Genomic DNA, 23,707 nt, shown 5'->3' with positions numbered 1-23,707 from the left:
CTTTAACGTTTTAGTAACAGACGCTTGATCTTTTCAAGCTTCATCTTAATCGAACCGTCATAAATATGACTTTCAGATTGCATGACAACCCCGCCAATGATCGATGGATCAACCTTTGCATCCAAGATGACTTGGTTTGCACCTTCAACCTCAGCAAACTTCTTTGCAAGAGTATCCTTTTGTTGATCATCTAATTCAACGGCTGTCCGTACAACGGCCCGAACGACTTTGCGGTCTTGATCATAAAATCTGTTAAATTCATCGATGATTGCTTCTAAGTTACTGATCCGCCGGTAGTCAAATAACATATTGAGCAGATTAGAAACCAATGCTGAAGCATTTGTAGTTAACGCAGAAAGAGTATCTTTCTTTGCTTTCTCATCGATTTGCGGACTTGTCATAAAGTTAACAAATCCAGGTTCTTGATTTAAAGCTGCTTTTAATTCATTTAATTCAGCTGCTGTTTCAGCAAGTGAATTTTGATCTTGAGCAACTTCAAAAAGGGCATTGCCATAACGACGTGCAATTGTTGCATTATCTATTGCCATTTTGCTTTCCCAACCCTTCAATATATGAATCAACTAATTCCTTTTGACTTTCAGGTGTTAGTTCTTTTTGAATAATCTTCGAAGCAATTTCAATAGATAATTCAGCGACATCGTTCTTTACACTTGATAAAGCATCTTGCTTTTCTTGTTGAATATCTTTCTTGGCATTAGCCTTCATTGTTTTAACTTCTTCATTTGCAGCATTTACAATTGAAGCTTTTTGTTGTTCACCGTTTTGTTTTGCGCGGTCAATGATTCCAGCGGCTTCTGTCCGTGAGTTTTCCAAAGCCGTTTGCCGTTTTGCAGCAAGGCCTTCAGCTTCTTTCCGGGCCTTTTCAGCAGAATCAATGTCGTTTGAAATCTTCGTTGCACGTTTATCCATCATCTTTGTGACAGGACCCCATGCAAAGTGCTTAACGATCAGCAACATGATAATGAACATAATAAGGTAGAAGAGGAAATCCCCCCATTGTACCCCTGCATCACCAAGTAAAAATGTCGAATACATCTATTGACACCTCCTATCCGTTATGGATTTCATGAAAGATCGTTATTTAACTAACAACATGAACGCAATAACGATTGCAATGATCGGGACAGCTTCGATCAAACCAACACCAATGAACATGTTTGTCCGTAATTGACCACTTAATTCTGGCTGACGAGCCATTGATTCCAACATTTTTGAAATAACCATTCCGTTACCAACACCAGTACCAATCGCAGCAAGTCCCGCAGCAATCCCTGCACCTAATAATGCTAAACCTGTCATAATATAATTCCTCCTTAAAATATCAGGCCTCTTTTTCGACCTTTTGTGAAATGTAAACCATTGCCAATGTTACAAAGACATAGGCTTGAATTGCTCCAATAAAGACGGAGAATCCTTGCCAAATCATTTCTAATGGCATTGCTGGGATAAATGTTAAAATCCCATGAGATTGAGCCATTTGGAAAACTAACTTAAGTAATACTTCACCAGCGTAGATGTTACCATAAAGACGAAGAGCAAGGGTAATGAAGTTTGTAAATTGCTCTAAAATCTTAATTGGAAACAGTACCGGCATTGGACTTAAAAATGTATTTTTGACATACCCTTTAAACCCAAAGCGGTTAACCCCAGCAATATGTGAAATAACAAGAACCATAAATGCCAACGTTAATGTCGTCATTGGCGAAGCAGTTGGACTCTTTATATATGTAACATCCCCAATTACAAACTGGATGATCAATCCTAATTGGTTAGCAACAAAAATAAATACAAAGAGTAAAAACGCAAGTAATCCATAGTTACTTCCCTGAGCACTCGGAATCGCTGACTTTACAATTCCGTTTGTAAAATCAACGATCCATTCGAGAATATTCTGCTTGCCGGTCGGCTTCATCTGCAGGTTGCGTGAAAGCCAAATTAAAACAGCACATACAATAATTGCTGTAACAAGTCCGGCGACACAGTTCCCGACGTTAAATGAGAGCCCGAATAGCTTGACAATTTTACTTCCGTCATCAAACACCAAGTCTCACCTCTTTCCAATTGTAATAAGGTTGAAAACATTACGGTCGAACCATAAAATGATTTCGATCCAAAGATGGACAATCTCTGAATACATTTTTCATCATACCACCATTTTTATTAAATACAAAACCAATTTAACGGCGTAACACCACCAATTAAACGTATTTTAAAAATTTAATGTAAACGTTTTATAAATATAAATGGTCATAAAAAAATCGCGGTATAATCACATTTTGATTTTCTTAAACTTTATTAATAGAATTTATAGATTAATTAACAACTATAATATTCGGCTATTATTTTGTTCCAAAGAGCCGGTCACCGGCATCGCCTAATCCGGGAACAATGTAACCATTTTCGTTTAAGTGATCATCCAATGCAGCAGCGTAAACATCGATGTCCGGGTGAGCTTCCCGCAAAGCCTTGACTCCTTCTGGAGCAGCGACTAAGCAAACAAACCGAATCGATTTGGCGCCCCGCTTCTTCAATGCATCAACGGCTGCAATGGCTGAACCACCAGTTGCCAACATTGGGTCAACGATGATCATTTCCCGTTTATCAAGGTGATCTGGCATCTTGACAAAGTATTCGTGCGGTTGAAGGGTTTCTTCATCCCGGTACATTCCGATGTGACCGACCTTTGCGGCTGGCAATAATTCAAGGACGCCATCGACCATTCCGAGTCCTGCCCGCAAAATTGGAACGACAACGACCTTTTTCCCAGCCAACCGTTTTTCAACGGCCGTTGCAACTGGGGTTTCAACCTCAATATCTTCAAGCGGCATATCACGGCAAACTTCGTAAACCATCAATTCGGCAATTTCGTTGACAACTTCCCGAAATTCCCGTGTTCCGCAATCCTTGTTTCGAATAATCGTTAATTTGTGTTGAATTAATGGGTGATCTAAAACTTCAAACTTTCCCATTTCAAACATCTCCTTTGATTTTTATTCAGTCCTATTTTATCGGATATTAAATAATTTTGCTACTCTAAACCCCAAGTTTGATTTCCGCTGGCTTTTTCCAAGCGGTTCATGTAGGCTTCCCCTAAACCGGTTGTTGGAAACTTTTGAACGAGGATCATTTTGGCATGTTCATCATTGTCTAAATGCCGGATCCCTGCAAAGAATTCTTTGCTTGCCGATTGCACATCTTGCCCTAAACTGAATTGAAGTTCAGCATTTGAAAGCGAAGCTAACACCTTATCCGTTGCCATTACCGCTACCTTTTGATCCTGATCTTTAAGCCATTGGTCAACTTGATCCCAATCTTGATCATTGACCATCAAAACTTGAGCATCCGGATTATAATGCTTGTATTTGGCTGCGGGAGCGGCATCCTTGCTGTCCTTCAGTAAAACCCTGGTTCCAAGAACATCTTCAATTTCTTTCGTGCTGATTGCTCCTGGACGAATAATAACCGGCGTGTCCCCGCTTAAATCAATGATCGTTGATTCTACGCCGACTGCGGTTGGTCCGTCATCAACGATGCCCGCAATCTTGCCTTCCATATCATGAAAAACATGCTCAGCGGTCGTCGGGCTTGGCTTGCCCGATGAATTAGCAGACGGTCCAACGATTGGGGTTCCTGCTAGTTCGATCATTTTCAGCGTTACTTGATTATCCGGCATCCGAAAGGCAGCGGTTGGTAATCCGCCCGTAACAACTGGAGCTAACGCATGCGGCAAGGTTTTAAAGATCAGCGTCAACGGTCCTGGCCAAAATTGCTTGATCAGCTTTTGCCCCCATTCATTGATCTCCCCAACAAACCGTTCAACCATTGCCGTTGAACACACCGTAACGTTTAACGGGTTATCGGCTGGCCGGCCCTTAGCTTGGAAAACCCGTCGAACAGCCTTTTCATTGGTTGCATCTGCCCCTAATCCATAGACGGTTTCAGTTGGAAACGCAATTAATTCTCCAAGTTGAATTTCTTTTGCTGCTTGCGCAACTTCATCTGGTTTATAAATTTTAGTAATTTCCATTCGTTTGATTTCCTTTCTTAAAATTTGACCCGCACCATCCGGTCATGATGATTGATATCTTGGCGCACTTCAACGCTTGCTTGCGGAAACTGCTTTTCAAAAATTTGTTTGACCGCTTGTCCCTGATGAAACCCGATTTCAAAATACATTCGGGTATGCGGTTTTAAATACGAGGAACATTCCGCAGCAATTCGCTGATAAATTGCCAAACCGTGATGCGGTGCAAATAACGCAAGTTCCGGTTCGTGTTCTAAAACACTGCGGTCCATGTACTTCCGTTCGTCTTCAGCAATATACGGGGGATTCGAAACGATCAAATCGTATTTTCCATCCACGTCATTTAAAAGATCACTTTGGACAAATTTGACAGATTCATTTAGCACCGTCGCATTCTGTTTGGCAACGGCCAACGCATCAGTCGAAATATCGCTTAACGTTACGTCCCAGGTTGGGCGTTGAGCTTTAAGCGCCAAGCCGATTGCGCCCGTTCCGGTACCAACATCCAGCAAGTTGATCGGCTGCTCATCATAATCCGCTAAGATCCAATCAACCAGTTCCTCCGTTTCCGGGCGCGGAATCAAGGTTGCTTCAGTTACTTTAAGCTGCAGACCATAAAAAAATGCCTTGCCCGTAAGGTATTGGGCTGGCCAACCGTCAACAAACTTTTGAACGTTTGTCTGATACTGCTGCCATTCCTCATCCGGCATTGGATCGCGAAAATGCATCAACAGTTGGGCTTCATTCCATCCCATCTGATCGCACAACAGTAAATCAGCGGCATCCGCTTCCAATCCGTGCGCTTCAATAAAAGAAAAAGCCCATTGACGGGCCTTAAAATAATTTACTGCATTATTCATTTTGCAATTTCTCCAATGCCTTAGTTTGATCATACAATACTAACGCATCAATAATGTCATCTAAATCACCGTTCATGATCTTATCCAACTTATTCAATGTCAATCCGATCCGGTGATCCGTAACCCGGTTTTGCGGGTAATTATATGTCCGAATTCGTTCTGACCGGTCTCCAGTTCCAATGGCTGACTTCCGGTTTTCGTCGTATTCACTTTGTTCTTGGGTCTTGTAGTAATCGTAAACCCGGGCTTTCAAAATCTGCATTGCCTTTTCCCGGTTTTGTTGCTGTGAACGTTGGTCTTGCATTGAGACTACGATTCCAGTCGGCAAGTGCGTCATTCGAACAGCTGATGAAGTCTTGTTAATATGCTGACCACCGGCACCTGATGACCGGAAAACATCGACCCGAATATCCTTAGGATCAATTTCGATTTCAACGTCCTCTTCTTCCGGCATTACCCCGACCGTTGCGGTTGAAGTGTGGACCCGGCCAGCTGATTCAGTAACGGGAACCCGTTGAACCCGGTGAGCGCCGCTTTCATATTTTAATTTCGAATAAACATTTTTCCCGTTGATCAGCAATACGACTTGTTTGAATCCGCCGACTTCGGTTGGAGTTTTATCAACGATTTGCACTGACCAACCTTGTTTTTCGGCATAGCGGGTGTACATGTTGTATAAATCTGCTGCAAACAAACTTGCTTCGTCCCCGCCGGCAGCTCCCCGGATTTCCATGATGATGTTCTTTTCATCATTCGGGTCTTTGGGAATCAAAAGAATCTTAATTTCTTCTTCAAGTTTTTCCTTTTCAGCCTTTGAATCTGCCAGTTCATCCTTGACCATTGATGCCATTTCTTCATCATCTAAACCGGCATTCAACATTTCCTCATCATCTTTGATCTGCTGCGTAACCTTCTTATACTGGTTGTACTTTTCAACGGTTTCGCGCAAATCGGCCATTTCCTTTGAAAGCTTAGTGAACCGTTGCGTATCAGCAATTACATCCGGATCAGAAAGCAATTCGCCCAGCTCTTCGTAACGGTCTTCAAGCATTTGTAAACGATCAAATAACTTATCCATCTTGTCCTCCATTAAATATTATTCTTCAATATCTTTGCGGATCTCTTCCAGCGGCGGGTTAACGTAGTGTTTCCGGCAAACTGGGAAATATGCCTCGTTGCCGCCGATCATGATCTGCTCGCCGTCATAAACCGGCTTGCCATCATGGATTCGAAGGTTCATGGTTGCTTTTTTGGCACAGAACCAGCAAATGGTCTTCATTTCTTCGATTTTGTCAGCATATAGCAAAAGATATTCGGAACCTTCAAACAACTGATTCCGAAAGTCGTTCTTTAAACCGAACGTCATTACTGGAATTCCTAATTCATCAACGATTCGCGTCAATTCAATCACGTGATGTTTTTTCAAAAATTGGGCTTCATCAACTAACACACAGTCGATGTTCTGTTTTGAAGCCACAATTTCATACACATCCGTTTCATCAAAAATCGGAATTGCCGGCCGCCGTAACCCGATCCGGCTTGAAACATATCCGACTTCATCCCGGTTATCCAGCCCGCTTGTTAAAATCACAACGTGCTTGTGCTGTTCCTCATAGTTGTGAGCAACTTTAAGGATTTCAATCGTTTTACCGCTGTTCATTGCGCCATAACGGAAAAAAAGCTGTGCCATAAACCCATCTCCATAAAAAAAGTCTTTCTAAATAAGTATATACGATTTAAAGGCAAAATTCATTCCCTCACTTAAAATTTTCGGTGCTTTAATTATTAATTCGGACATTTATTTCGAGTTCGCTCAAAATAATTAACAAATTTCATTGTCCTTTAGTCCTTTAAGGTTAAAATAGATTAACAATATCATCAAAACACAAATAATTATTGGAGGATCAGTAATGACGACCATCGATTTATGTATTAAAAGCAACCACGTTTTAAATGTCTTCTCCCGGTTATTCGAACCGAATGTCCTCTGGATCAATGACGGGCAAATCATTGCCACCGGCGAATCATCGACCTTCCATGCCCGGCGGACTCTTGATTATGCTGACCAATACATCGTTCCCGGATTTATCGACGCTCACGTTCACATTGAAAGTTCCCTTTTAACGCCAAGTGAATTGGCCAAGGTAATTCTGCCGCAGGGAACGACCAGCATCTTCACCGATCCGCATGAAATTGCTAATGTTGCTGGGGCAAACGGCATTCAATCCATGATCGATGACGCACGGCAATCGCTGCTGGACGTTTACACGATGCTGCCTTCCAGTGTTCCATGCACTCCGTTTGAAGACAGCGGCGCAACTTTGACCGTCAAAGAACTGAAACCATTTTACCAGAATCCAACTGTCCGCGGCTTAGCTGAAGTGATGGATTATCCAGCAGTTTCGTCGAATCAACCTGATATGATTGCTAAACTGAACGATTGTCTTCAAGCCGGCCGGCAAATCGATGGCCACGGATCCGGCCTTTCACGACACCAGCTCGATGTTTACCGGCAACACCAAATTTCGACTGACCATGAAGCAACTACGATCCAGCAAATTCAAGAACGGATTAATGAAGGTTTTTACGTTTTCCTGCGCGAAGGAACCGTTGAACGCGACCTTGAAAATACCGTCGGCGCAGTCAATGAATCCAATGCCAGTCGGTTCGCATTTTGTACTGACGATAAATTAGTTGACTCCCTTTTAAATGAAGGCGGGATCAACGACTGCATTCGCAAAGCAATCCACCATGGTCTGCGGCCCGAAACAGCATACACAATGGCGAGTTTTAACGCTGCGCAAGCTCACCAAACCCCTTTCATCGGTGCCCTCAATCCGAATTACCAAGCGGACATCGTTGTCTTAGACGACCCGTATGATGTTAAGATCCACCAAGTTATCAAAAAAGGCCACTTAATTTCAAATCATGATTTTAATACCCACCCATTATCGTTTGCGAAAAACACAATGAACTTTGCGCTTTCGCCAGCTGATCTCCAACTTCGGCTGAATTCAGCTACCGCAAACATCATTCAGGTAATTCTGAACCACATCGAAACTGAACACTTAGTCGAACCCGTTTCAATTCATAACGGAAACTTCTGTCCTGATCCTTCCAACGATCAACTTAAAATGGTCATCGTTGAACGCCACCATCATACTGGCAAAATCGGCAAAGCGATCGTAAAGGGCTTCAATCTAACTCATGGAGCCGTTGCATCCTCAATTGCCCACGATTCCCACAATATTATTGCCGTTGGAACAAATGACGCGGATTTATTTGCTGCCATTCAGCATCTTCAAAAAGTTGGCGGCGGAATCACTATCTTTGCAAATCACCATGAACTGGCAACCCTGCCGCTTCAAATCGGCGGGTTGATGTCAAATCTTTCATATAAAGAGACTGCTCAAAAATTAAACGCGATCACCGCAGCTTACCAATCGATCAGCCGGCCGATCGCCTTTAACCCATTTATTACCTTATCGTTCTTAGCGTTGCCGGTCATCCCAACCTTAAAATTAACGGCACGCGGCCTTTACGACTTTGACCAGCAAAAATTTATCCCGATTGAAGCTTCTATTAATTAAAGGACGGAAAAGTGAATTTCAGATTCTATTATGATAAAATGCGAATAGTATTTTAATTTTAGGAGATAGATCAATGGCACTTAAAAGTAAATTGGCAATTGCTGCCGGAAAATCTTCTTACTGGTTTTTGCATAATGTAATGCATGGCGGAACATCGCTTCCAGGCAAGATCACCCTTGCAATTGATCCAGACGTTTTAAAGGAACTCGCAAAGGATTATGAAATCGTGATCGTTACCGGAACCAACGGGAAGACCCTGACAACGGCCCTTACAGTTAAAGTTCTTAAACAAAAATACCCGGAAATTTTGACTAATCCGAGCGGTTCAAACATGAAGCAGGGAATCGTCAGCACATTTTTATCTGCTAAAAAAGTCAAGAACGGTAAAAAAATCGCTGTTTTGGAAACGGATGAAGCCAACGTCCCGATTATTTCACAGTACGTTGTCCCAACCGCTTTCGTTTTAACCAACATTTTCCGGGATCAGCTCGACCGGTTCGGCGAAATCTACACCACATATAATAAGATCCTTCAAGGAATCAAGATGCACCCGCAAGCTAAGATCATTGCAAACGGAGACGAACCGTTATTCCACAATTTGCAGGATCTGCCAAACCAAGTTGTTTACTTTGGCTTTGACAACCAACCGGATCAGGATCAAAAAGCTCCGGCCAATACGGATGGAGTTTTGTGTCCAAAATGCAATCACATTTTGCATTATTACAGTCGCAGTTACGGCAATTTGGGAAAGTACTTCTGCCCGCACTGCGGATTTGAACGGCCAGAATTGACTTACCGGATGAATGCGATCGTGGATCAAACACCGCAATCATCAACCGTTAAGATCGATGACCATGAATTTACGCTTCACATCGGCGGAACGTATAACATTTACAACGCCCTGGCTGCATATTCTGTGGGAGCTGAATTCAACCTGTTGCCGCATGAAATCACAAAAGCCCTTGGCGCTGATGATAAAAACATCTTCGGCCGGCAAGAAGTTGTTCACGTTGGGGATAAAGACGTAACGATCATCCTTGTTAAAAACCCGGTTGGTCTTGACCAGGTATTGCAAATGATCAAGACGGACAAGAACCCGTTCTCGTTGGCATTCCTTTTAAATGCGAACTATGCTGACGGAATCGACACCAGTTGGATCTGGGACGGCAGTTTTGAAGAATTGCCATTTGACCACATTCCATCTGTGTTGACCGGTGGTGAACGGTATAAGGACATTACTTTCCGGATGCGGGTTGCCGGAGTTCCGGAAGAACATTTTGCCCAACGGCCCGACTTGAAAGAAGCCGTCAACTACATCAAACAAATGCCGACAAAGCACGTTTACGTTTTGGCAACCTACACTGCAATGTTGCAATTACGCAAGATGCTTGCTGACGAAGGTTACATCAAAGGAGGAATGGAATAATGCAATATCATTTGAATTTAGCCCACCTCTATGGTGATTTGCTTAATACTTATAGTGACATTGGCAATATTTTGGTTTTGAAATACTATGCCAAACAAATGGATACCGATATTGATGTTCAAATCATTTCTTTAGATGATGACTTTGATCCAGATAAATTCGACTTCGCCCTTTTCGGCGGTGGTCAAGATTATGAACAAACGATCGTTTCAAAGAATCTGCCAAATAAAGCAGCAGCCATTAAAAAATTCATTAACGATGACAAACCAATGCTTGCGGTTTGCGGTGGTTATCAACTGCTTGGGCAATATTACATCGGCGCGGATGGCAAAAAAATTCCGGGAGTCGGCGCCCTGCCGCACCGGACTGAAACTCAAATCAATAACCGGTTCATCGGCAATATTCGAATCAAAAACGAAGAAACCGGCGAAGAATATCACGGATTTGAAAATCACAACGGGGTAACGTTCCTTGGCGAAGGCGAACGTCCGCTTGGAAAAGTGATCGAAGGTCATGGAAATAACGGTCAAGATGGTTCTGAAGGTGCAATTTACAAAAATGTCTTTGGCACATATTTCCACGGCCCAGTTCTCGCCCGGAACGGAAACCTTGCAAAACGTTTCTTATTACTGGCACTGAAAAAGAAATATCCCGATGCTGACTTTAGTCAACAAGAAGCATTGGAAATTAAACCAACATATTAAAAAAGAACGGTTGCGCTTGATTGCGCAACCGTTTTTTTATGCCTTTGTAATATACACATATAATTCAGTTGTTGAAAACCCGATCGAGTACTTGATTCTATGATTGATAATCGTCTTCGACGTTGTCTGGGTTTTATCCTGATTCTTCGTCTTGCTTTCAAATTCATGCATGAGCTGCTTGCCATTGGCGCCAAGGGCTTGACTGAAAAGTGCAAACGCCGTGCCGAATTGCTGCGCCTGAGCCTTGTCCTTAAAACTTTTGACCGGGATCATCATTGTAGCCCCCATCAAATTCCCGTTTTGCACATTCAACCGCAACGTATATGCTGAGTTATCCACGACATTGTGAATCCCGCTTAACTGCGCTGGGAGTTGTTCACTTTTGGTTGTGGATTGCAACTGCTGAACCTTTTGTTCAACCTGTTGCACCTGCCCCATTTGCTGCATCAGTTGCAGATTTGGTGAGCTTGACGCCTTCTTCAAGGCCGATGCTGTCTTTAACGTCTGAACCTCTTGCGGGGATAACTTGCTCATGACGACCATTTGATTGTACTTTTGCACAATTTGCTGGTAGTTGCCCAGTTTTTTCGCCGCGTTCACCATTACGGTTTGCTGCTGTTGCTGACCGCCATGCGCAGCTGTGATCTTCACTTTTTGTTGCTGATCACTTGCTGGGACCTGAATCACAAAGGTTTTGTCGTGAACCTTAACGCTGTGCTTTGTTCCATTGTCAATTTGATAGGTAACCGTATTTTGGTTAGCGGTATGACCCTTAACGACGGCAACCATTTCATCCGGTGAATAAGTTTTCGCCGTGGTCGATAAACTGACCTTGCTACAGCCGGTTAGAAGCAATGAAAGCCCCGCGGTTAAAATTATTCCTAATTTTTTGTGCATGTTCATTCCTCCTAATCCATCTGAATATTGCCTTCAAATTGTGAATTATACAAATCAGCGTAGAAACCATTCTTCGCCAATAACTGATTATGCATTCCGGTTTCCACAATTGAACCATGATTCATCACAATAATGTTATCCGCATCCTGAATTGTTGATAACCGGTGCGCAACTACAAAACTCGTCCGCCCTTCAAGCAGCTTGTTCATGGCATGTTGAATCTGTAATTCAGTTCGCGTGTCAACGCTTGAGGTGGCTTCATCCAAAATCAAAATTTCGGGATCAGCTACAAACGCCCGCGCAATTGTCAACAACTGCCGCTGTCCTTGTGAAATGTTCGAAGCGGATTCATCCAAAACGGTTTGGTAACCGTTGGGTAATTGTTCCACAAAATCATCCACATGCGCCGCCTTTGCAGCCGCAAGGACCTCTTCATCCGTTGCATCCTCGCGCCCGTACTTCAAGTTATCCCAAATCGTGCCTGAGAATAACCATGTATCCTGCAAGACCATCGCAAAGTGGGACCGTAATTCTTCGCGGCTCATATCCCGCGTATCGACCCCGTTTAACCGAATCGAACCGCCTTTAATATCATAGAACCGTTCAAGCAGGTTGATGATTGTCGTCTTGCCGGCACCGGTCGGCCCGACGATTGCGGTCATATGCCCTTGCTTGACCGTCAAATTATAATCTTCCATCAAAATCGGGGCGTTGTCATAACCAAACTTCACGTGTTCAAATTCAATTAACCCGGCCGGATCCTTTTCAACCGGTAACCCGGATTTCGTTTCCTGCATATCTGGTTCATCCAAAACGCCGAAGACCCGTTCAGCAGATGCAATCGTTAATTGAATCGTGTTTGCCAGGTTGGCTAACTGGGAAATTGGTTGCGAGAAGTTGGTCGTGTATTGCAACATCGCCTGCACGTTCCCTAATGAAATCTGCCCACTGGTAACTTGAATTCCACCGACAATCGCAACGCAAACGTAAGTCAAGTTACTGATAAATGACATGATCGGCATCATAATTCCGGAAGCCATTTGGGCCCGCCATGATGCTTGGTATAAGGCTTCGTTTTCCTTTTCAAAATCATCGATCGTCTTTTGTTCCCGGTTAAAACTCTTGATCACGTTTTGACCCGCATAGTTTTCTTCGATTGCCCCGTTCAAAATTCCGAGGTGCTTTTGTTGCGCACCGAAATTTTTCTGCGATTGCGGCGCAATAATGCCGATACAAATCATACTTAACGGCACTGAGCAAACGATGATCAACGTAAGTTTCCAGCTGATCGTCAACATCAGCCATAACGTTCCGACAAGTTGAACAACGGATGTAACCAACTGCATCAAGCTTTGCTGCAAAGTTGATGAAATGTTATCCATATCATTAATGGCCGTACTGATAATATCCCCGTTCGAGTGCGTGTCGTAAAAGTTGACCGGCACCGTCATCATTTTATGCTTCAACTGTTTCCGCATGCTGTAAACGGTATGTTGCGACATGTAGTTCATGATGACCCGTTGGATAAACGTTAATACGGCTGAACCGACGTACATTGCCATGACGATCATTAAAATGTGGCCGATTTTGTGAAAATCAATTGGCCAGTGATGCATCGCAATGCCGGCTTTTTGCATTGCCGTTCCTTTCATCACGCCTTCAAAAATCGTCGTCGTTGTCTGACCCAAAATTTTCGGCGTGCGAATCTGCAATACTTGCGCGGTGATTGCCAACGCCATCGTAACTAAAATGGCCGCAATCTGATTCTTCATGTACTTTAATAACCGCCATGTTGTCTTCCAAAAGTGCTGCGGTTTTTCAATTGGACCGCGATTTCGTTTAGGCATTTTGTTCACCCTCCTTTGATTCCCGAATTTGGGAGTTCACAATTGACTGGTAAACCTTGTTCGTTGCGAGTAATTCCTGGTGAGTTCCTTGGCCGACGACTTGACCTTTATCCAATACCAAAATCAAATCGGCATCAGCAATCGTTGAAACCCGTTGACCAACAATGACCACAACGTGTTTTTGAATTTCTTCATCGGCTTTCAAGGCTGCCCGCAACTTCGCGTCCGTCTTAAAGTCCAATGCTGAAAATGAATCATCGAAAACGTAAACGGAAGCTTGTTTGACCAAGGCACGGGCAATTGCTAACCGTTGCCGCTGCCCACCAGAAAAGTTAGCGCCGCCCTGTTCAACGTGCGCGTCAAGCTGCCCGTCCAGTTCCTTCACAAAATCACTGGCTTGCGCAATCTCAAGGGCGTGCCAAATCTGTTCATCGGTTGCTTTGGCATCCCCGAACTGCATGTTTTCGCGCAGCGTGCCTTCAAACAGGTTCGCCTTTTGCGGGACAAATGAAACGGCCTGGTGAATGGCCTGCAACGTCGTGTTCCGAACATCGACCCCATTGACCTTAACTTCACCCTGAGTCGCGTCATAAAACCGCGGAATCAGGTTGATCAAAGTCGATTTCCCTGACCCAGTTCCACCAATGATCGCCAGCGTCTGGCCGGCATGCAGCTTAAAGTTGACCCCTTCAAGCGCATCCTTTTGGGCATCCGCATACTTGAACGCCACGTTGTCAAATTCAAGCGCCGATGGTTTATCCAATGATTGCGGATCCTTAGCGTCCGTGATCGGCGTCGTCATGTTCAAGACCTGATTCAACCGTTTCGCTGACGCCTGCGCCCGCGGAACCATTACGAACACCATTGAAAGCATCGCAAAACTCATCAAAATTTGAGCTGCATACGTGATAAAAGCGATCATGTTCCCGACTTCCGTGGCTTGAAAGGCAATCAAGTGACTGCCCCAATAAGTAATTACAATATTCATTGCACTCATGATCAGCGTCATCAATGGCATCATTAACCCGGTAATGTTGTAAACTTTGATCGCATTGTGCGTGTAATCCTTGTTGACTTCATCGAAGCGTTGCTGTTCCAGTTCATCTTGCCGAAAGGCCCGAATGACCCGGACTCCCGTTAAGCCTTCACGAAAAACCTGGTTAACGCGGTCGGTTTTCTTTTGCATCGCAAAGAATAACGGACCGGCAAAGCGGATCACCAATGCCATAATGACCGCGATCAACGGCAAAATGACAATAAAGATCGTCGTCAACGTTGCACTCCGCCGGTAAGCTAAAATACTTGCGCCAATCAACATCAATGGCGCCATCAACATCATTCGCAAAAACATCAACGTTACGTTTTGAATCTGCATAATGTCGTTGGTTGTCCGCGTAACCAATGATGACGTCCCGATCTGGTTCATTTCATCATGCGAATAATTGATCACTTTGCGATAGACGTCACTGCGCAACCGCTGCCCTAACTTTTGCGAACCTTTTGCTGAAAAATAAACGTTAAACGCTGCGGCTGCAACACTGATCAGCGAGAAAATCATCATCTGAATACCGACCATCCAAATGTAATGAACATTGCCCTTCGCAACCCCATTATTGACGATGTTCGAAGTCAGCGTCGGCAAGTACAGCGTCGTTATGACTTGAATCGCCATGAAAATCGTTGCTCCGATAACCTTCGACTTCGGCAATCGTTTCTTCAATAGATTAATCATCCGCATTTCCTCCTTGATCTTGAATTCCGAATTGTAACCAATTCAATAAGGTATTAAAATTTTGAATCGCTTCCTGATACGGATCATCAACGTTGAAGCGGTCCGCCATAAAATACATGCTGATCGACTGGATCATCATCGTTGTGATCTGCCGGTTAAGCAAAACATAGTTATGCGCGGTCAATTCGATTCGTAATTTCTGCTGATTAATCAACTCACGGTCATCCCCGTGTTTTGACCGCCGTTGCTGATGAAGCGCCTTGCGCATTTCCTTTGAATTACGGAACTGGAAAAAGGTATTCTTCCAAAAGGCATGATTCTTTTCATCCCGCATCATATCAAGAATATCCTTGAACAAAAGCGGCACTGCTGCAAAGAAATCACCCTGATGTTCCTGCAAAAGCTGGCGCCATGTTTGATACCACTCTTGCGAAAACTGCATCACTAAGTAGGCCTGCAGATCATATTTATCTTCAAAATACTGGTAAAAACTTCCGCGCGGAATCTCAGCAAGTTTAATAATATTGCTGATGGAAGCGTCAATCGCCGGCACCCGAGAAAACTCTTCAAAACCCGCCTTCAATAGCCGCCGCTGCTTCTCCTGCGGAAGATTCAGAAATGTTTGCTTCGGCATTTTTTCATTCCTTTCTAATTATATGACACACTGTCATATGACAATATGTCATATTAGTGCTTTAAGAATCAAATGTCAAATTAATTTGAATCATTTCCATTTCAATTCGCTTCCTACTTAAAATTTAATTGGAACTCAACACCTTAAATGTCCGAAAGTATCCCCTTGGTATAAACCCCAACTATGATGATTGCTATTCAAAAGGTTTTTTTTAGATATAAAAAGATCCTGCTTTTCAGCAGGATCTCTAAACCTTATATCAACCTATTTTTCCGCAAACACCACTTTTTCTTCCGTATCAATGTAGCTTGCGGAAGCCGGCGTTGCGAACACCATTTCACCGTTCTTATCGCTGAAGATTCCTAACGCTGCAATCTGCGCCATGTACTTCTTCAACGGTTCAGCTTCAAGTTCCGTTTTTACGTAGTTAAGCTGCAAGTGGTGCATTGTGTTCTTCGTTGCTGAGCGAAAACCTAAGTTTAATTTCTTCATTTAAATTCCCTCTTTCGTAATTAATTCGCTGACCGATTATTCACTAACTGCTGGTGAAGCTGAAAGCTCTTCGGTCCGGGTAACCTTGATGTTAACAACATTTTCGCCGGTCAACTTGCCGATGATTTCAGCAAATTCCGCGATCTTGTCGTCAGTTGCGCTGGCATTCACGCCGTTAAATGTCCGCCGGCGGGTCTTGCCTTCGCCTAAATCATGTTCAAGGTAAATTCCGGTCTTCTTCCATTCTGCTTTAACTGTCATTTTAAATTCCTCCAATTTCTAAATGGCTGAAAATCAAGTTCGATCACGACCTGTCATCGGATCAAAACCGATTTTCAAGTTCATCGTGGTGGTGTAAGTCGCGCGCCCCTTACATCTTTATTAACGAATTGACCCGCGATTTTTCCCACCCTCAAAATTGATTTTTTTCAAAAAAAGATTCAACTTTCTTTCGCAACCGGGCTTTACGCCGATAAATCGCATTCGGATGAACCCCGATTTGCGCGGCAATTTCCGCCACTTTTTTGCCTTGAAGCCGTTGTTCAACGTACAGCCATTCCTTCGCAGTACAGATTGCGCGAACGGCTGCCAATAACTCCGCCTCTTCAATTCCAGCATGCACATCGACCCGGTCATCCACAATATCCCAGTCTTCATCAGCAGTTGAAATGATTGGCGCTTCAACTTCATGATTGCGCTGCTGCTTGCTTAAATAATCCAGCAAGCCCCAGTAGATCTTGGTGAAGAAATAATTAAACCGGCGTTTTCCGGTATACTGATTCGTCGCATACGCCTTTAAATACAGCAGGCGCCCTTCCGAAACCAAATCATCATACTCATTATGGGCTTTCGTAATATGCAGCTTCTTCAACACCGCATAAATCACGGTGTCATCGGCTAATAATTCCTTAAATCCATCTTGATTTTCCACATTCAAATCCGGTCATGACGTTTCCTTTGTTTGAATTTCAACCTGGCCAAATTGATACTTCAAGCATAAAAAATTCGGTTAATTCTTAATAGATAGCAATCAATTTCAAAGGCTTAGAATTGAATCGAATTCTAAAATTCAGAATGATTAAAGAAAGCGTTGACAGGAGTGCTAACCGTTAAGTAAAATTTATAAATATAACAAAATATTATCATTTTTAATAAAAATTAATAATCCAGTCAGGAGTTATGCCCATGCTGATTACATATCATGTTAATACGAACCAGCTTCGCCATTCATCCCGGATCGTGATCGATCATGATGCCACCCTCGATCCAGCAACGACCATCATGTTTTGTAAAATCCATGAACAAAATCTGCGCACCATGATTTTTCGCAACGATGGCACGATCATTAAGACCTCGCAAACTCCGAAAGTACTGATCAAAAAGCTGCTTGCGCCGCACGGTGATCTTGGGGCAGTTCTGATCGACGGGATCGTCAACCATCTTTATCAAACTTCGCACCCCGGAACGCGGCAGCTGCCGATCATGGGCAAAGAATGCCTGATTTTCCCCGCAGCTGGAATGACACGCCATCCAGGTTGCTGGGTCTTCTTAAACAAATATCCGATTCGCAAGGAAAGCCCGTACCGCTTCACGGTCGATGTCCCGGAATACGACATTGAAATCCGGCTGGAGGTCGACCGCAAAGTTTTTCAAACCAATAAAAATACCGCGTACCAGTGTTACGGCGTGGCTCAAGCCATCTTCCCGCAGCGGTTCACGGTTAAACTGCCGCCACATTATGAAACGACACTTACTAATCAAGAAGTCGCCAACATCATAAATTCGTTAGGAACGTCGCGGATCGTCAAGATCTTGAAGGATAATTTCGGGATGAGTTTGTGGGATATTAAACGGATAATTAAGTAAAAAAGAAGTTGCGTAAGTTACGCAACTTCTTTACTTATCAGGATTATTTTTAATCCACTATTTCCTTTAAATGCTTTTCAATTAATTTCATTCGTTCATCATCTTCGATTCCAACTCCATACCATTCTTCTCTAGAAAAACCGTAGAGCTGGCGATATTGTTCACTATACTTCTTCAAGTAATAACCTTGAACGATGTCTTGTTTGTAAATGTATATTCCCGCATACATGAAGCAGGCCATAAAAAGCGGAAAAGTATCACACATTAAAGCGCCAATTAAATCCTGATATCCAGTAATAACTGTCTTGATCAAAATCCAAATTGCAGCCAAAATCAAAACATATTTTGAAATCGAATTCGTTATTTTTTCCGCTTTCGATAAGACATCCTTTTTTTCTCCTTGATGATAAAGAATGCTGAGTATGTTCTGATTTAATTTATGGTTAATAAACCAAAACAGAAAGATGATTAGAATCACATAAAAGTATTCCATGAATACCGAATTCAAGGCTGATCCCGTTGCAGAAAGAAAAGCTACTGCTCCACAAACACAAAACCAACTTAAAGCCGCTACAATTCGGGTAGTATAGCTATATTCCCGATTAGCCTTTCGTTTACTATACCTTATTTTGCAAAAGACACTTTCTAAAATAAAAATTATTGAAAAAATTAGAGTAATATAAAATAAAATGTTAAACACATTATTACTCCAAAGAAGTTTGTCTGGAAATGCTGCCGGCCCTCCATAATTTTTAAAAAAGTAGAAAAATTTTATTACCAAAGGCCCCAAAAGAAACGTAAAAATTTTTCCTTCTAATCTTCCGTTATCCTGTTTGTTACTTGATTCCTTTAAAGACTTTATTACAAATTCTTTATCAACTAAATTTTGACTTTCTTCAAATGAAGCCCCATATAATCGTTTACTCTTCATCTTCACTCTTCCCTTTTACATCCCGATTAATCTTTTGTTTAACCTTGCGTTCTTCTTCCTTCAACTTTAAGTGTTTTTCAATCGTCTTCATTCGGTTCCAATCATCAACTTTATCGCCATACCATTCATCTCTAGAATAACCGTAAAGTTGTCGGTACTGTTCACTATATTTTTTTAAATAATAACCTTTAAGTGTTTTTTCAAAATAAAACCATAGTAATATCCACCATAGAGCCATAAAAAGTAATGGTGCAAATATAGTCAACAACACTTCTTGAATATCTTTTAATCCTGAAAATAAATCTTTGATTACAAAAAGAATTGCTCCTAATACAATAATGTTTTTAGAAATCCAGTCCGCTATTTTACTGGCTTTCTTTGCCCGATGATTTTGATAAGCACTGCCATACAAAACTGCCATTTCTTCACCATAGAGTTTTATAATTATCTTATAACTAATGACAACATCGATAATTATATACAAAGGTTCAAATATTACTGAATGTAAACATGATGCAGTTATTGGTAACATTATTATTGCTATAAAAATACATGATATTCCAAATCCAACAATCATTTTTTGATTGAAATCATAGTCTCTTAAAAATTTATTTTTTCGAATTTTTATCTTGCTAATTAATGCATATAGAATAAAAATAGAAGTCAAAATCAAATTACATACTACCAAAAAGTTAAAAATAAATTGCGTCCACATTAGTTTTTTATCAAAGTTAGAATTTGTAACTGGTAAATGCGTAAATATTATTATAGAAATAGTCCCAAATAAAATCATTACCACTTCGCCCCAAAAGCGATTCCGGTCCTGTTTGTTACTCGATACTTTCAATGCTTCTTCAACATACGATTCATCGACTAACTTGCGGCTCTCTTCAAAAGTGGCATCTAAAATCGTTTTTTGATTTTTCTTCCTTATTCCGTTCATTTTTATTCATCCTTACACAGCTATTCTTTCTGAAACTTTCCTGTCGACATGCACAGCAAAACAAGCAAAACGATTTTATAAATCATTCCGATAATCGGAAACATCGGCGAAATAAAACCAATTATATTTAACGTGTAGTTCAGCCCGTTCTTCATTCCCGTATCACGAAGCCGGCGGACATTCAGGGCTAACAGCGGAATCATTAGTCCGAGTAAAACCAGCCCGGAAAGTGCCATCAACAGCCACGAACCATTTTGCAAACATCCGCTGATTACTTTCACTATCAAGCACCATATAAAATTAATAATCACATATGATAACAGGCCCCAGCCAAACATTTGCAAGTTAGCCCGGCCGTTAAAGTTAAATGCATTGCGGAAAAAAGATTTCCACCCTTGAATAAAGGTAACCTTTAACTTTCCTACAGTTCCGTCCGGGTTAAATACGACCACGGGCTCACCTCCGTTTTCATGACTTGCTTTCGTAGCAGTAATAATCACCACGACGAGACTGGCAATCATCCCAATGAAGCCGCCATACATCCATAACACCGGAAACCATTCAACCGATTGGGAAGCGACTGCCAAATCACCTAAAAGACCAATGATTGCCCCCACAAACGGGAGCGCAATGATCGCGATGATTTTACCCGTAAGCCCGAAATGCAAAGAACGAGAATGGGCCATGCAGAGCATGAATATTACTGCAACAATTAATACTAAAACCAATCCAAATACCATTTCTTACTCCTCAAATTCTTTTATTGTAATTTATTAATTATTCTGCGAGCGCCTTCGATACTTACATATAGTTCCCCAAACAATAACTATAATTCCCAGAATCAAAGCTACAATTATCCCCAATGCAACTCCAATCGCAATTCCAGCAGCTCCTCCAAGCATCCATAACATTGGGAACCATTCAGTCGCTTTTGAAGCCACCGTTAAATCACATTTAAATCCAATTAGCTCTCCAACAATTGGAAGGACGCCGGAAACCACTCCAGTTACAATCGCGATTACGATTGCAATCACAGTACAAATCTTTTTTGCCCGCGATGATAGATATTTTGCAATATATACCGCATACACGATCAACGCAACAAGCACAATTGAAATCAATAATTTCATCGCTTACTCCTAGAATCTTTTTATTAAATTCATTCCGTAATTCACTCACGTCTCTTAAAATGATAGCAATATTTAAATTACGATTACGATTCATTTTAAAAAATTAATCTTTTCTTAAACTTTGACATTAAAAAACACCAACTGCTTTCACAGTTGGTGTCAGATTGATTTTTATTTCATTTCGCCGCTTGGATTATCATGATTTAACGTGATGAGCTCACCTGGTTCGACCTTGAAGAAAGCGCCCACTAATTTCCGTAAATCTTCCATTGCGGGTTCCATGTTTGCTGCCTGTTCTTTAGTTGCGGCTTCAGTTACTAAAACGGCATGCGTCGTATCTTCCGTCAACATGGTTCGTTTAGCTTCGCGCCAGTTCCAGCAGCGGCAAATTGCTCCACCTTGATCGTAGTAGCAGACTTCGCCCGGAAGTGTCGGTTCGCTGTCATCGGCTCCCAACGGCCAGAATTCATCGCCGCCGGCAGTTACGCCCAAGTGCATATCGCCATTCATTTGATCAAGGTCTTCACCGCCGCACGGAACACCATACCGCAATGAAACGCTGTTATATAAATCAACTAACGGAATGATCGGCTTAAAGTCGCGGTCCTGACTGACGCGTTTCAGCATTGCTTCAATTGATGACCGGGCGCCCTTTTTCTTTTTGAATTGTTGATACACTTTGCGCCAACTAGCAACGACCGGATTGTTGCGGAACGTTTCGGCTTGAATGTACTTCTTGGATTCTTCCTTCGCATCCGCAAGCAGTTTCTCAAAGTACGGGTCGTCCTTTTCATCAACGTGGTTGTTGATTCCGTCGACCGTAAAATACTTGATTTCGGCTTCCGGGAACTTTTCAAACAATGATTCATCTAAGATAAATTTTTTCATTTCTTTTTCCTCCTCACCTTAATTTTAAGGCAGTTAAAAAAGTGGGACAAGAGAAGAAAAACACCAGCCGTTTTCACAGCCAGTGTTTCATTCATTTCGCTTATTCAACACCCATTTGTTGTTTAACAACGTTCACGATTTCCATAACGTAATCATGAACCAATTCAGGAGTTTTGGCTTCGCACATTACCCGTAATAAGTCTTCGGTCCCTGAAGGACGAACCAAGACGCGGCCTTCGCCGTCCATCTTGGCTTCAACTTCTTTGATGACCTTTTGAATTGCGGAATTGTTCAATGCCGCCTTCTTATCCGTTACGCGAACATTTACAAGTTCTTGCGGATACTTTTCAACTTCGGCTGCTAATTCAGACAGCTTCTTGCCGGTTTGCTTCATGACATTCAATAATTGAAGGGCCGTCAACATGCCGTCCCCCGTTGTATTGAAGTCTAAGAAGACAACATGGCCTGATTGTTCGCCGCCGAGGTTGTAGCCGTCCTTCAACATTTCTTCAACAACGTACCGGTCGCCGACCTGCGTCTTAACTGAATTCATTTCAGCCTTTTCCATTGCCTTGTACATTCCAAGGTTACTCATCACGGTCGTTACGATCGTGCTCTTCTTCAACCGGCCGCGTTCGTTCATATACTTCCCGCAAATGTACATGATCTTGTCGCCGTCAACAATGTTACCTAATTCATCAACAGCAATGCAGCGGTCGCCGTCCCCGTCAAAGGCAACGCCGGCTTGCGCACCCTGTTCAACAACGAATTTGGCTAAGGCTTCTGGATGAGTTGAGCCAACGCCATTGTTGATGTTCAAGCCATCGGGATTCGTGGCCATCGTTGTGAAATCTGCGCCTAAATCTGCGAACAAGCGTGAAACCAACGTACTTGTTGACCCGTTTGCCCCGTCAACGCAGATGTGCATTCCTGATAAATCATCCGGAATTGTTTGTTCAAGGAATTGAGTATACTTCAAAGCACCTTCCTTAAAGTCACTCATTGTTCCCAAGCCTTCTGCTGATGGACGTGGCAATGTGTCTTCATCCTTATCAAGCAAAGCTTCAATTTCGGCTTCCTTTTCGTCAGACAACTTGTAGCCGTCGCCACCGAAGAACTTGATTCCGTTATCTTGAACCGGATTGTGCGAAGCTGAAATCATGACCCCGGCGTCAGCATCTTGCAAACGAACCAAGTATGCCACCCCAGGAGTTGTGATTACGCCTAAGTCGAACACTTCAATTCCAACTGAAAGTAATCCGGCAATCAATGCGTGTTCAAGCATTTGGCCTGAAATCCGGGTATCACGTGCCACTAAAACGCGTGGTGCCCGTTCCTTATTTGTAGCATGTTGCGTTAATACATAACCGCCGCAACGGCCCAATTTAAATGCTAATTCAGGGCTCAAAGATTCATTCGCAATGCCCCGAACGCCATCTGTTCCGAAATACTTCAATTTCATCGTATTTTCCTCATTTCATATTAGTAACTAATATAACTATTATATCATTTTGGCATCCCTTGTTTCTTATAAATTGTTAAAACAAAAGAGCCCACAATAGTGATATTTTAACATAAACCCCGCTGAATGATTAGTCTTATCTTGAACAACCGCGGTTCGATACCGTGATTCTGGTCATAATTAGGCATTGCTTGACTCTAAATTTTATCATTTTTACACTTTTCTTTTTTCGGTGCGAAAAAAGAGACCGCGACAACTGC

The 23,707-nt window shown here is 42.4% G+C and carries 26 protein-coding genes; 4 read left to right on the top strand and 22 right to left on the bottom strand.

What is annotated here, in order from left to right:
- Positions 1-2: 2 nt before the first annotated feature.
- The 9 genes from atpH to FC33_RS01440 form a co-directional block, all read right to left on the bottom strand.
- Entirely contained in the window at positions 3-548 is a 546-nt protein-coding gene (gene atpH, locus FC33_RS01480) for an ATP synthase F1 subunit delta (RefSeq protein ID WP_057826854.1), read from the bottom strand.
- Complete coding sequence (gene atpF, locus FC33_RS01475; RefSeq protein WP_057826853.1) at positions 535-1,056, bottom strand: F0F1 ATP synthase subunit B; 522 nt, start codon at positions 1,054-1,056, stop codon at positions 535-537. The genes atpH and atpF overlap by 14 nt, the downstream gene beginning before the upstream one ends.
- Positions 1,057-1,098: 42 nt before the next feature.
- Positions 1,099-1,320 (bottom strand): F0F1 ATP synthase subunit C, encoded by a 222-nt coding sequence (gene atpE / locus FC33_RS01470; protein ID WP_057826852.1) that lies wholly within the window; start codon positions 1,318-1,320, stop codon positions 1,099-1,101.
- Between the two features lie 22 nt (positions 1,321-1,342).
- The gene (atpB, locus tag FC33_RS01465) at positions 1,343-2,062 is read right to left on the bottom strand and encodes a F0F1 ATP synthase subunit A (protein WP_057826851.1); all 720 of its coding nucleotides are present in this window, start codon (positions 2,060-2,062) and stop codon (positions 1,343-1,345) included.
- Between the two features lie 298 nt (positions 2,063-2,360).
- Entirely contained in the window at positions 2,361-2,990 is a 630-nt protein-coding gene (gene upp, locus FC33_RS01460; protein WP_057826850.1) for a uracil phosphoribosyltransferase, read from the bottom strand.
- Positions 2,991-3,049: 59 nt separating this feature from the next.
- A complete protein-coding gene (locus FC33_RS01455) occupies positions 3,050-4,048 on the bottom strand; it encodes an L-threonylcarbamoyladenylate synthase (protein WP_057826849.1) in 999 nt (332 codons plus the stop codon).
- Between the two features lie 17 nt (positions 4,049-4,065).
- Positions 4,066-4,905, bottom strand: coding sequence for a peptide chain release factor N(5)-glutamine methyltransferase (prmC, locus tag FC33_RS01450; protein ID WP_057826848.1), 840 nt, complete (start codon positions 4,903-4,905; stop codon positions 4,066-4,068).
- A complete protein-coding gene (gene prfA, locus FC33_RS01445) occupies positions 4,898-5,983 on the bottom strand; it encodes a peptide chain release factor 1 (protein WP_057826847.1) in 1,086 nt (361 codons plus the stop codon). Before prfA ends, prmC begins: the two co-directional genes overlap by 8 nt.
- Before the next feature lie 18 nt (positions 5,984-6,001).
- Positions 6,002-6,595, bottom strand: a complete 594-nt coding sequence (locus FC33_RS01440) for a thymidine kinase (protein ID WP_057826846.1) — start codon at positions 6,593-6,595, stop codon at positions 6,002-6,004.
- Between the two features lie 220 nt (positions 6,596-6,815).
- Between FC33_RS01440 and ade the strand changes: the two genes are divergently transcribed.
- The 3 genes from ade to FC33_RS01425 all read left to right on the top strand — a co-directional run bounded on the left by ade (position 6,816) and on the right by FC33_RS01425 (position 10,625).
- Positions 6,816-8,495, top strand: a complete 1,680-nt coding sequence (gene ade, locus FC33_RS01435; protein ID WP_057826845.1) for an adenine deaminase — start codon at positions 6,816-6,818, stop codon at positions 8,493-8,495.
- A gap of 73 nt (positions 8,496-8,568) precedes the next feature.
- Positions 8,569-9,921, top strand: coding sequence for a Mur ligase family protein (locus FC33_RS01430; protein ID WP_057826844.1), 1,353 nt, complete (start codon positions 8,569-8,571; stop codon positions 9,919-9,921).
- Complete coding sequence (locus tag FC33_RS01425; RefSeq protein ID WP_057826843.1) at positions 9,921-10,625, top strand: type 1 glutamine amidotransferase; 705 nt, start codon at positions 9,921-9,923, stop codon at positions 10,623-10,625. Before FC33_RS01430 ends, FC33_RS01425 begins: the two co-directional genes overlap by 1 nt.
- A gap of 36 nt (positions 10,626-10,661) precedes the next feature.
- Here FC33_RS01425 and FC33_RS01420 read toward each other — a convergent pair whose 3' ends face one another.
- The 7 genes from FC33_RS01420 to FC33_RS01390 form a co-directional block, all read right to left on the bottom strand.
- On the bottom strand, positions 10,662-11,522 hold the full coding sequence (locus tag FC33_RS01420; RefSeq protein WP_057826842.1) for a hypothetical protein: 861 nt from the start codon (positions 11,520-11,522) through the stop codon (positions 10,662-10,664).
- Positions 11,523-11,533: 11 nt separating this feature from the next.
- Positions 11,534-13,369 carry an ABC transporter ATP-binding protein gene (locus FC33_RS01415; protein ID WP_057826841.1) on the bottom strand — a complete coding sequence of 612 codons (1,836 nt, stop codon included), beginning with the start codon at positions 13,367-13,369 and terminating at the stop codon, positions 11,534-11,536.
- A complete protein-coding gene (locus FC33_RS01410; protein WP_057826840.1) occupies positions 13,362-15,101 on the bottom strand; it encodes an ABC transporter ATP-binding protein in 1,740 nt (579 codons plus the stop codon). The genes FC33_RS01415 and FC33_RS01410 overlap by 8 nt, the downstream gene beginning before the upstream one ends.
- Positions 15,094-15,735 carry a TetR/AcrR family transcriptional regulator gene (locus FC33_RS01405; RefSeq protein ID WP_057826839.1) on the bottom strand — a complete coding sequence of 214 codons (642 nt, stop codon included), beginning with the start codon at positions 15,733-15,735 and terminating at the stop codon, positions 15,094-15,096. The genes FC33_RS01410 and FC33_RS01405 overlap by 8 nt, the downstream gene beginning before the upstream one ends.
- Before the next feature lie 264 nt (positions 15,736-15,999).
- Entirely contained in the window at positions 16,000-16,227 is a 228-nt protein-coding gene (locus FC33_RS01400; protein WP_057826838.1) for a DUF2922 family protein, read from the bottom strand.
- Positions 16,228-16,263: 36 nt separating this feature from the next.
- A complete protein-coding gene (locus tag FC33_RS01395; protein ID WP_057826837.1) occupies positions 16,264-16,488 on the bottom strand; it encodes a DUF1659 domain-containing protein in 225 nt (74 codons plus the stop codon).
- Positions 16,489-16,639: 151 nt separating this feature from the next.
- Positions 16,640-17,158, bottom strand: coding sequence for a sigma-70 family RNA polymerase sigma factor (locus tag FC33_RS01390; protein WP_057826836.1), 519 nt, complete (start codon positions 17,156-17,158; stop codon positions 16,640-16,642).
- 254 nt (positions 17,159-17,412) lie between these two features.
- Between FC33_RS01390 and FC33_RS01385 the strand changes: the two genes are divergently transcribed.
- On the top strand, positions 17,413-18,093 hold the full coding sequence (locus tag FC33_RS01385; protein WP_057826835.1) for a hypothetical protein: 681 nt from the start codon (positions 17,413-17,415) through the stop codon (positions 18,091-18,093).
- Positions 18,094-18,142: 49 nt separating this feature from the next.
- On the opposite strand, the gene FC33_RS01380 is transcribed toward FC33_RS01385, so the two are convergent.
- The 6 genes from FC33_RS01380 to glmM all read right to left on the bottom strand — a co-directional run bounded on the left by FC33_RS01380 (position 18,143) and on the right by glmM (position 23,441).
- Positions 18,143-19,024: a hypothetical protein gene (locus FC33_RS01380; RefSeq protein WP_057826834.1), complete on the bottom strand. Its 882-nt coding sequence runs from the start codon at positions 19,022-19,024 to the stop codon at positions 18,143-18,145.
- Complete coding sequence (locus tag FC33_RS01375; RefSeq protein ID WP_057826833.1) at positions 19,014-19,967, bottom strand: hypothetical protein; 954 nt, start codon at positions 19,965-19,967, stop codon at positions 19,014-19,016. Before FC33_RS01375 ends, FC33_RS01380 begins: the two co-directional genes overlap by 11 nt.
- 20 nt (positions 19,968-19,987) lie before the next feature.
- Positions 19,988-20,584, bottom strand: coding sequence for a DUF805 domain-containing protein (locus FC33_RS01370; protein ID WP_235803875.1), 597 nt, complete (start codon positions 20,582-20,584; stop codon positions 19,988-19,990).
- A 156-nt stretch (positions 20,585-20,740) separates the two neighbouring features.
- Positions 20,741-21,097 carry a hypothetical protein gene (locus FC33_RS01365; protein WP_057826831.1) on the bottom strand — a complete coding sequence of 119 codons (357 nt, stop codon included), beginning with the start codon at positions 21,095-21,097 and terminating at the stop codon, positions 20,741-20,743.
- Positions 21,098-21,268: 171 nt separating this feature from the next.
- Complete coding sequence (locus tag FC33_RS01360) at positions 21,269-21,985, bottom strand: B3/B4 domain-containing protein (protein WP_057826830.1); 717 nt, start codon at positions 21,983-21,985, stop codon at positions 21,269-21,271.
- Positions 21,986-22,085: 100 nt separating this feature from the next.
- Positions 22,086-23,441 carry a phosphoglucosamine mutase gene (gene glmM / locus FC33_RS01355; RefSeq protein WP_057826911.1) on the bottom strand — a complete coding sequence of 452 codons (1,356 nt, stop codon included), beginning with the start codon at positions 23,439-23,441 and terminating at the stop codon, positions 22,086-22,088.
- Between the last annotated feature and the right edge of the window lie 266 nt (positions 23,442-23,707).

It is taken from the genome of Ligilactobacillus aviarius subsp. aviarius DSM 20655 (assembly GCF_001436315.1).
In the GTDB taxonomy this organism is placed as follows: Bacteria; Bacillota; Bacilli; order Lactobacillales; family Lactobacillaceae; genus Ligilactobacillus; species Ligilactobacillus aviarius.
The sequence above is the reverse complement of the archived record's forward strand: the minus strand, read 5'-3'. Positions and strand labels throughout refer to the sequence as shown.

Excerpts from the sequence above, each read along its gene's own strand:
- atpH (WP_057826854.1), bottom strand. The coding sequence starts at position 548 with ATGGCAATAGATAATGCAACAATTGCACGTCGTTATGGCAATGCCCTT.
- atpF (WP_057826853.1), bottom strand. The coding sequence starts at position 1,056 with ATGTATTCGACATTTTTACTTGGTGATGCAGGGGTACAATGGGGGGAT.
- atpE (WP_057826852.1), bottom strand. The coding sequence starts at position 1,320 with ATGACAGGTTTAGCATTATTAGGTGCAGGGATTGCTGCGGGACTTGCT.
- upp (WP_057826850.1), bottom strand. The coding sequence starts at position 2,990 with ATGGGAAAGTTTGAAGTTTTAGATCACCCATTAATTCAACACAAATTA.
- FC33_RS01455 (WP_057826849.1), bottom strand. The coding sequence starts at position 4,048 with ATGGAAATTACTAAAATTTATAAACCAGATGAAGTTGCGCAAGCAGCA.
- prmC (WP_057826848.1), bottom strand. The coding sequence starts at position 4,905 with ATGAATAATGCAGTAAATTATTTTAAGGCCCGTCAATGGGCTTTTTCT.
- prfA (WP_057826847.1), bottom strand. The coding sequence starts at position 5,983 with ATGGATAAGTTATTTGATCGTTTACAAATGCTTGAAGACCGTTACGAA.
- FC33_RS01440 (WP_057826846.1), bottom strand. The coding sequence starts at position 6,595 with ATGGCACAGCTTTTTTTCCGTTATGGCGCAATGAACAGCGGTAAAACG.
- ade (WP_057826845.1), top strand. The coding sequence starts at position 6,816 with ATGACGACCATCGATTTATGTATTAAAAGCAACCACGTTTTAAATGTC.
- FC33_RS01430 (WP_057826844.1), top strand. The coding sequence starts at position 8,569 with ATGGCACTTAAAAGTAAATTGGCAATTGCTGCCGGAAAATCTTCTTAC.
- FC33_RS01425 (WP_057826843.1), top strand. The coding sequence starts at position 9,921 with ATGCAATATCATTTGAATTTAGCCCACCTCTATGGTGATTTGCTTAAT.
- FC33_RS01420 (WP_057826842.1), bottom strand. The coding sequence starts at position 11,522 with ATGCACAAAAAATTAGGAATAATTTTAACCGCGGGGCTTTCATTGCTT.
- FC33_RS01415 (WP_057826841.1), bottom strand. The coding sequence starts at position 13,369 with ATGCCTAAACGAAATCGCGGTCCAATTGAAAAACCGCAGCACTTTTGG.
- FC33_RS01410 (WP_057826840.1), bottom strand. The coding sequence starts at position 15,101 with ATGATTAATCTATTGAAGAAACGATTGCCGAAGTCGAAGGTTATCGGA.
- FC33_RS01405 (WP_057826839.1), bottom strand. The coding sequence starts at position 15,735 with ATGCCGAAGCAAACATTTCTGAATCTTCCGCAGGAGAAGCAGCGGCGG.
- FC33_RS01400 (WP_057826838.1), bottom strand. The coding sequence starts at position 16,227 with ATGAAGAAATTAAACTTAGGTTTTCGCTCAGCAACGAAGAACACAATG.
- FC33_RS01395 (WP_057826837.1), bottom strand. The coding sequence starts at position 16,488 with ATGACAGTTAAAGCAGAATGGAAGAAGACCGGAATTTACCTTGAACAT.
- FC33_RS01385 (WP_057826835.1), top strand. The coding sequence starts at position 17,413 with ATGCTGATTACATATCATGTTAATACGAACCAGCTTCGCCATTCATCC.
- FC33_RS01380 (WP_057826834.1), bottom strand. The coding sequence starts at position 19,024 with ATGAAGAGTAAACGATTATATGGGGCTTCATTTGAAGAAAGTCAAAAT.
- FC33_RS01375 (WP_057826833.1), bottom strand. The coding sequence starts at position 19,967 with ATGAACGGAATAAGGAAGAAAAATCAAAAAACGATTTTAGATGCCACT.
- FC33_RS01365 (WP_057826831.1), bottom strand. The coding sequence starts at position 21,097 with ATGAAATTATTGATTTCAATTGTGCTTGTTGCGTTGATCGTGTATGCG.
- FC33_RS01360 (WP_057826830.1), bottom strand. The coding sequence starts at position 21,985 with ATGAAAAAATTTATCTTAGATGAATCATTGTTTGAAAAGTTCCCGGAA.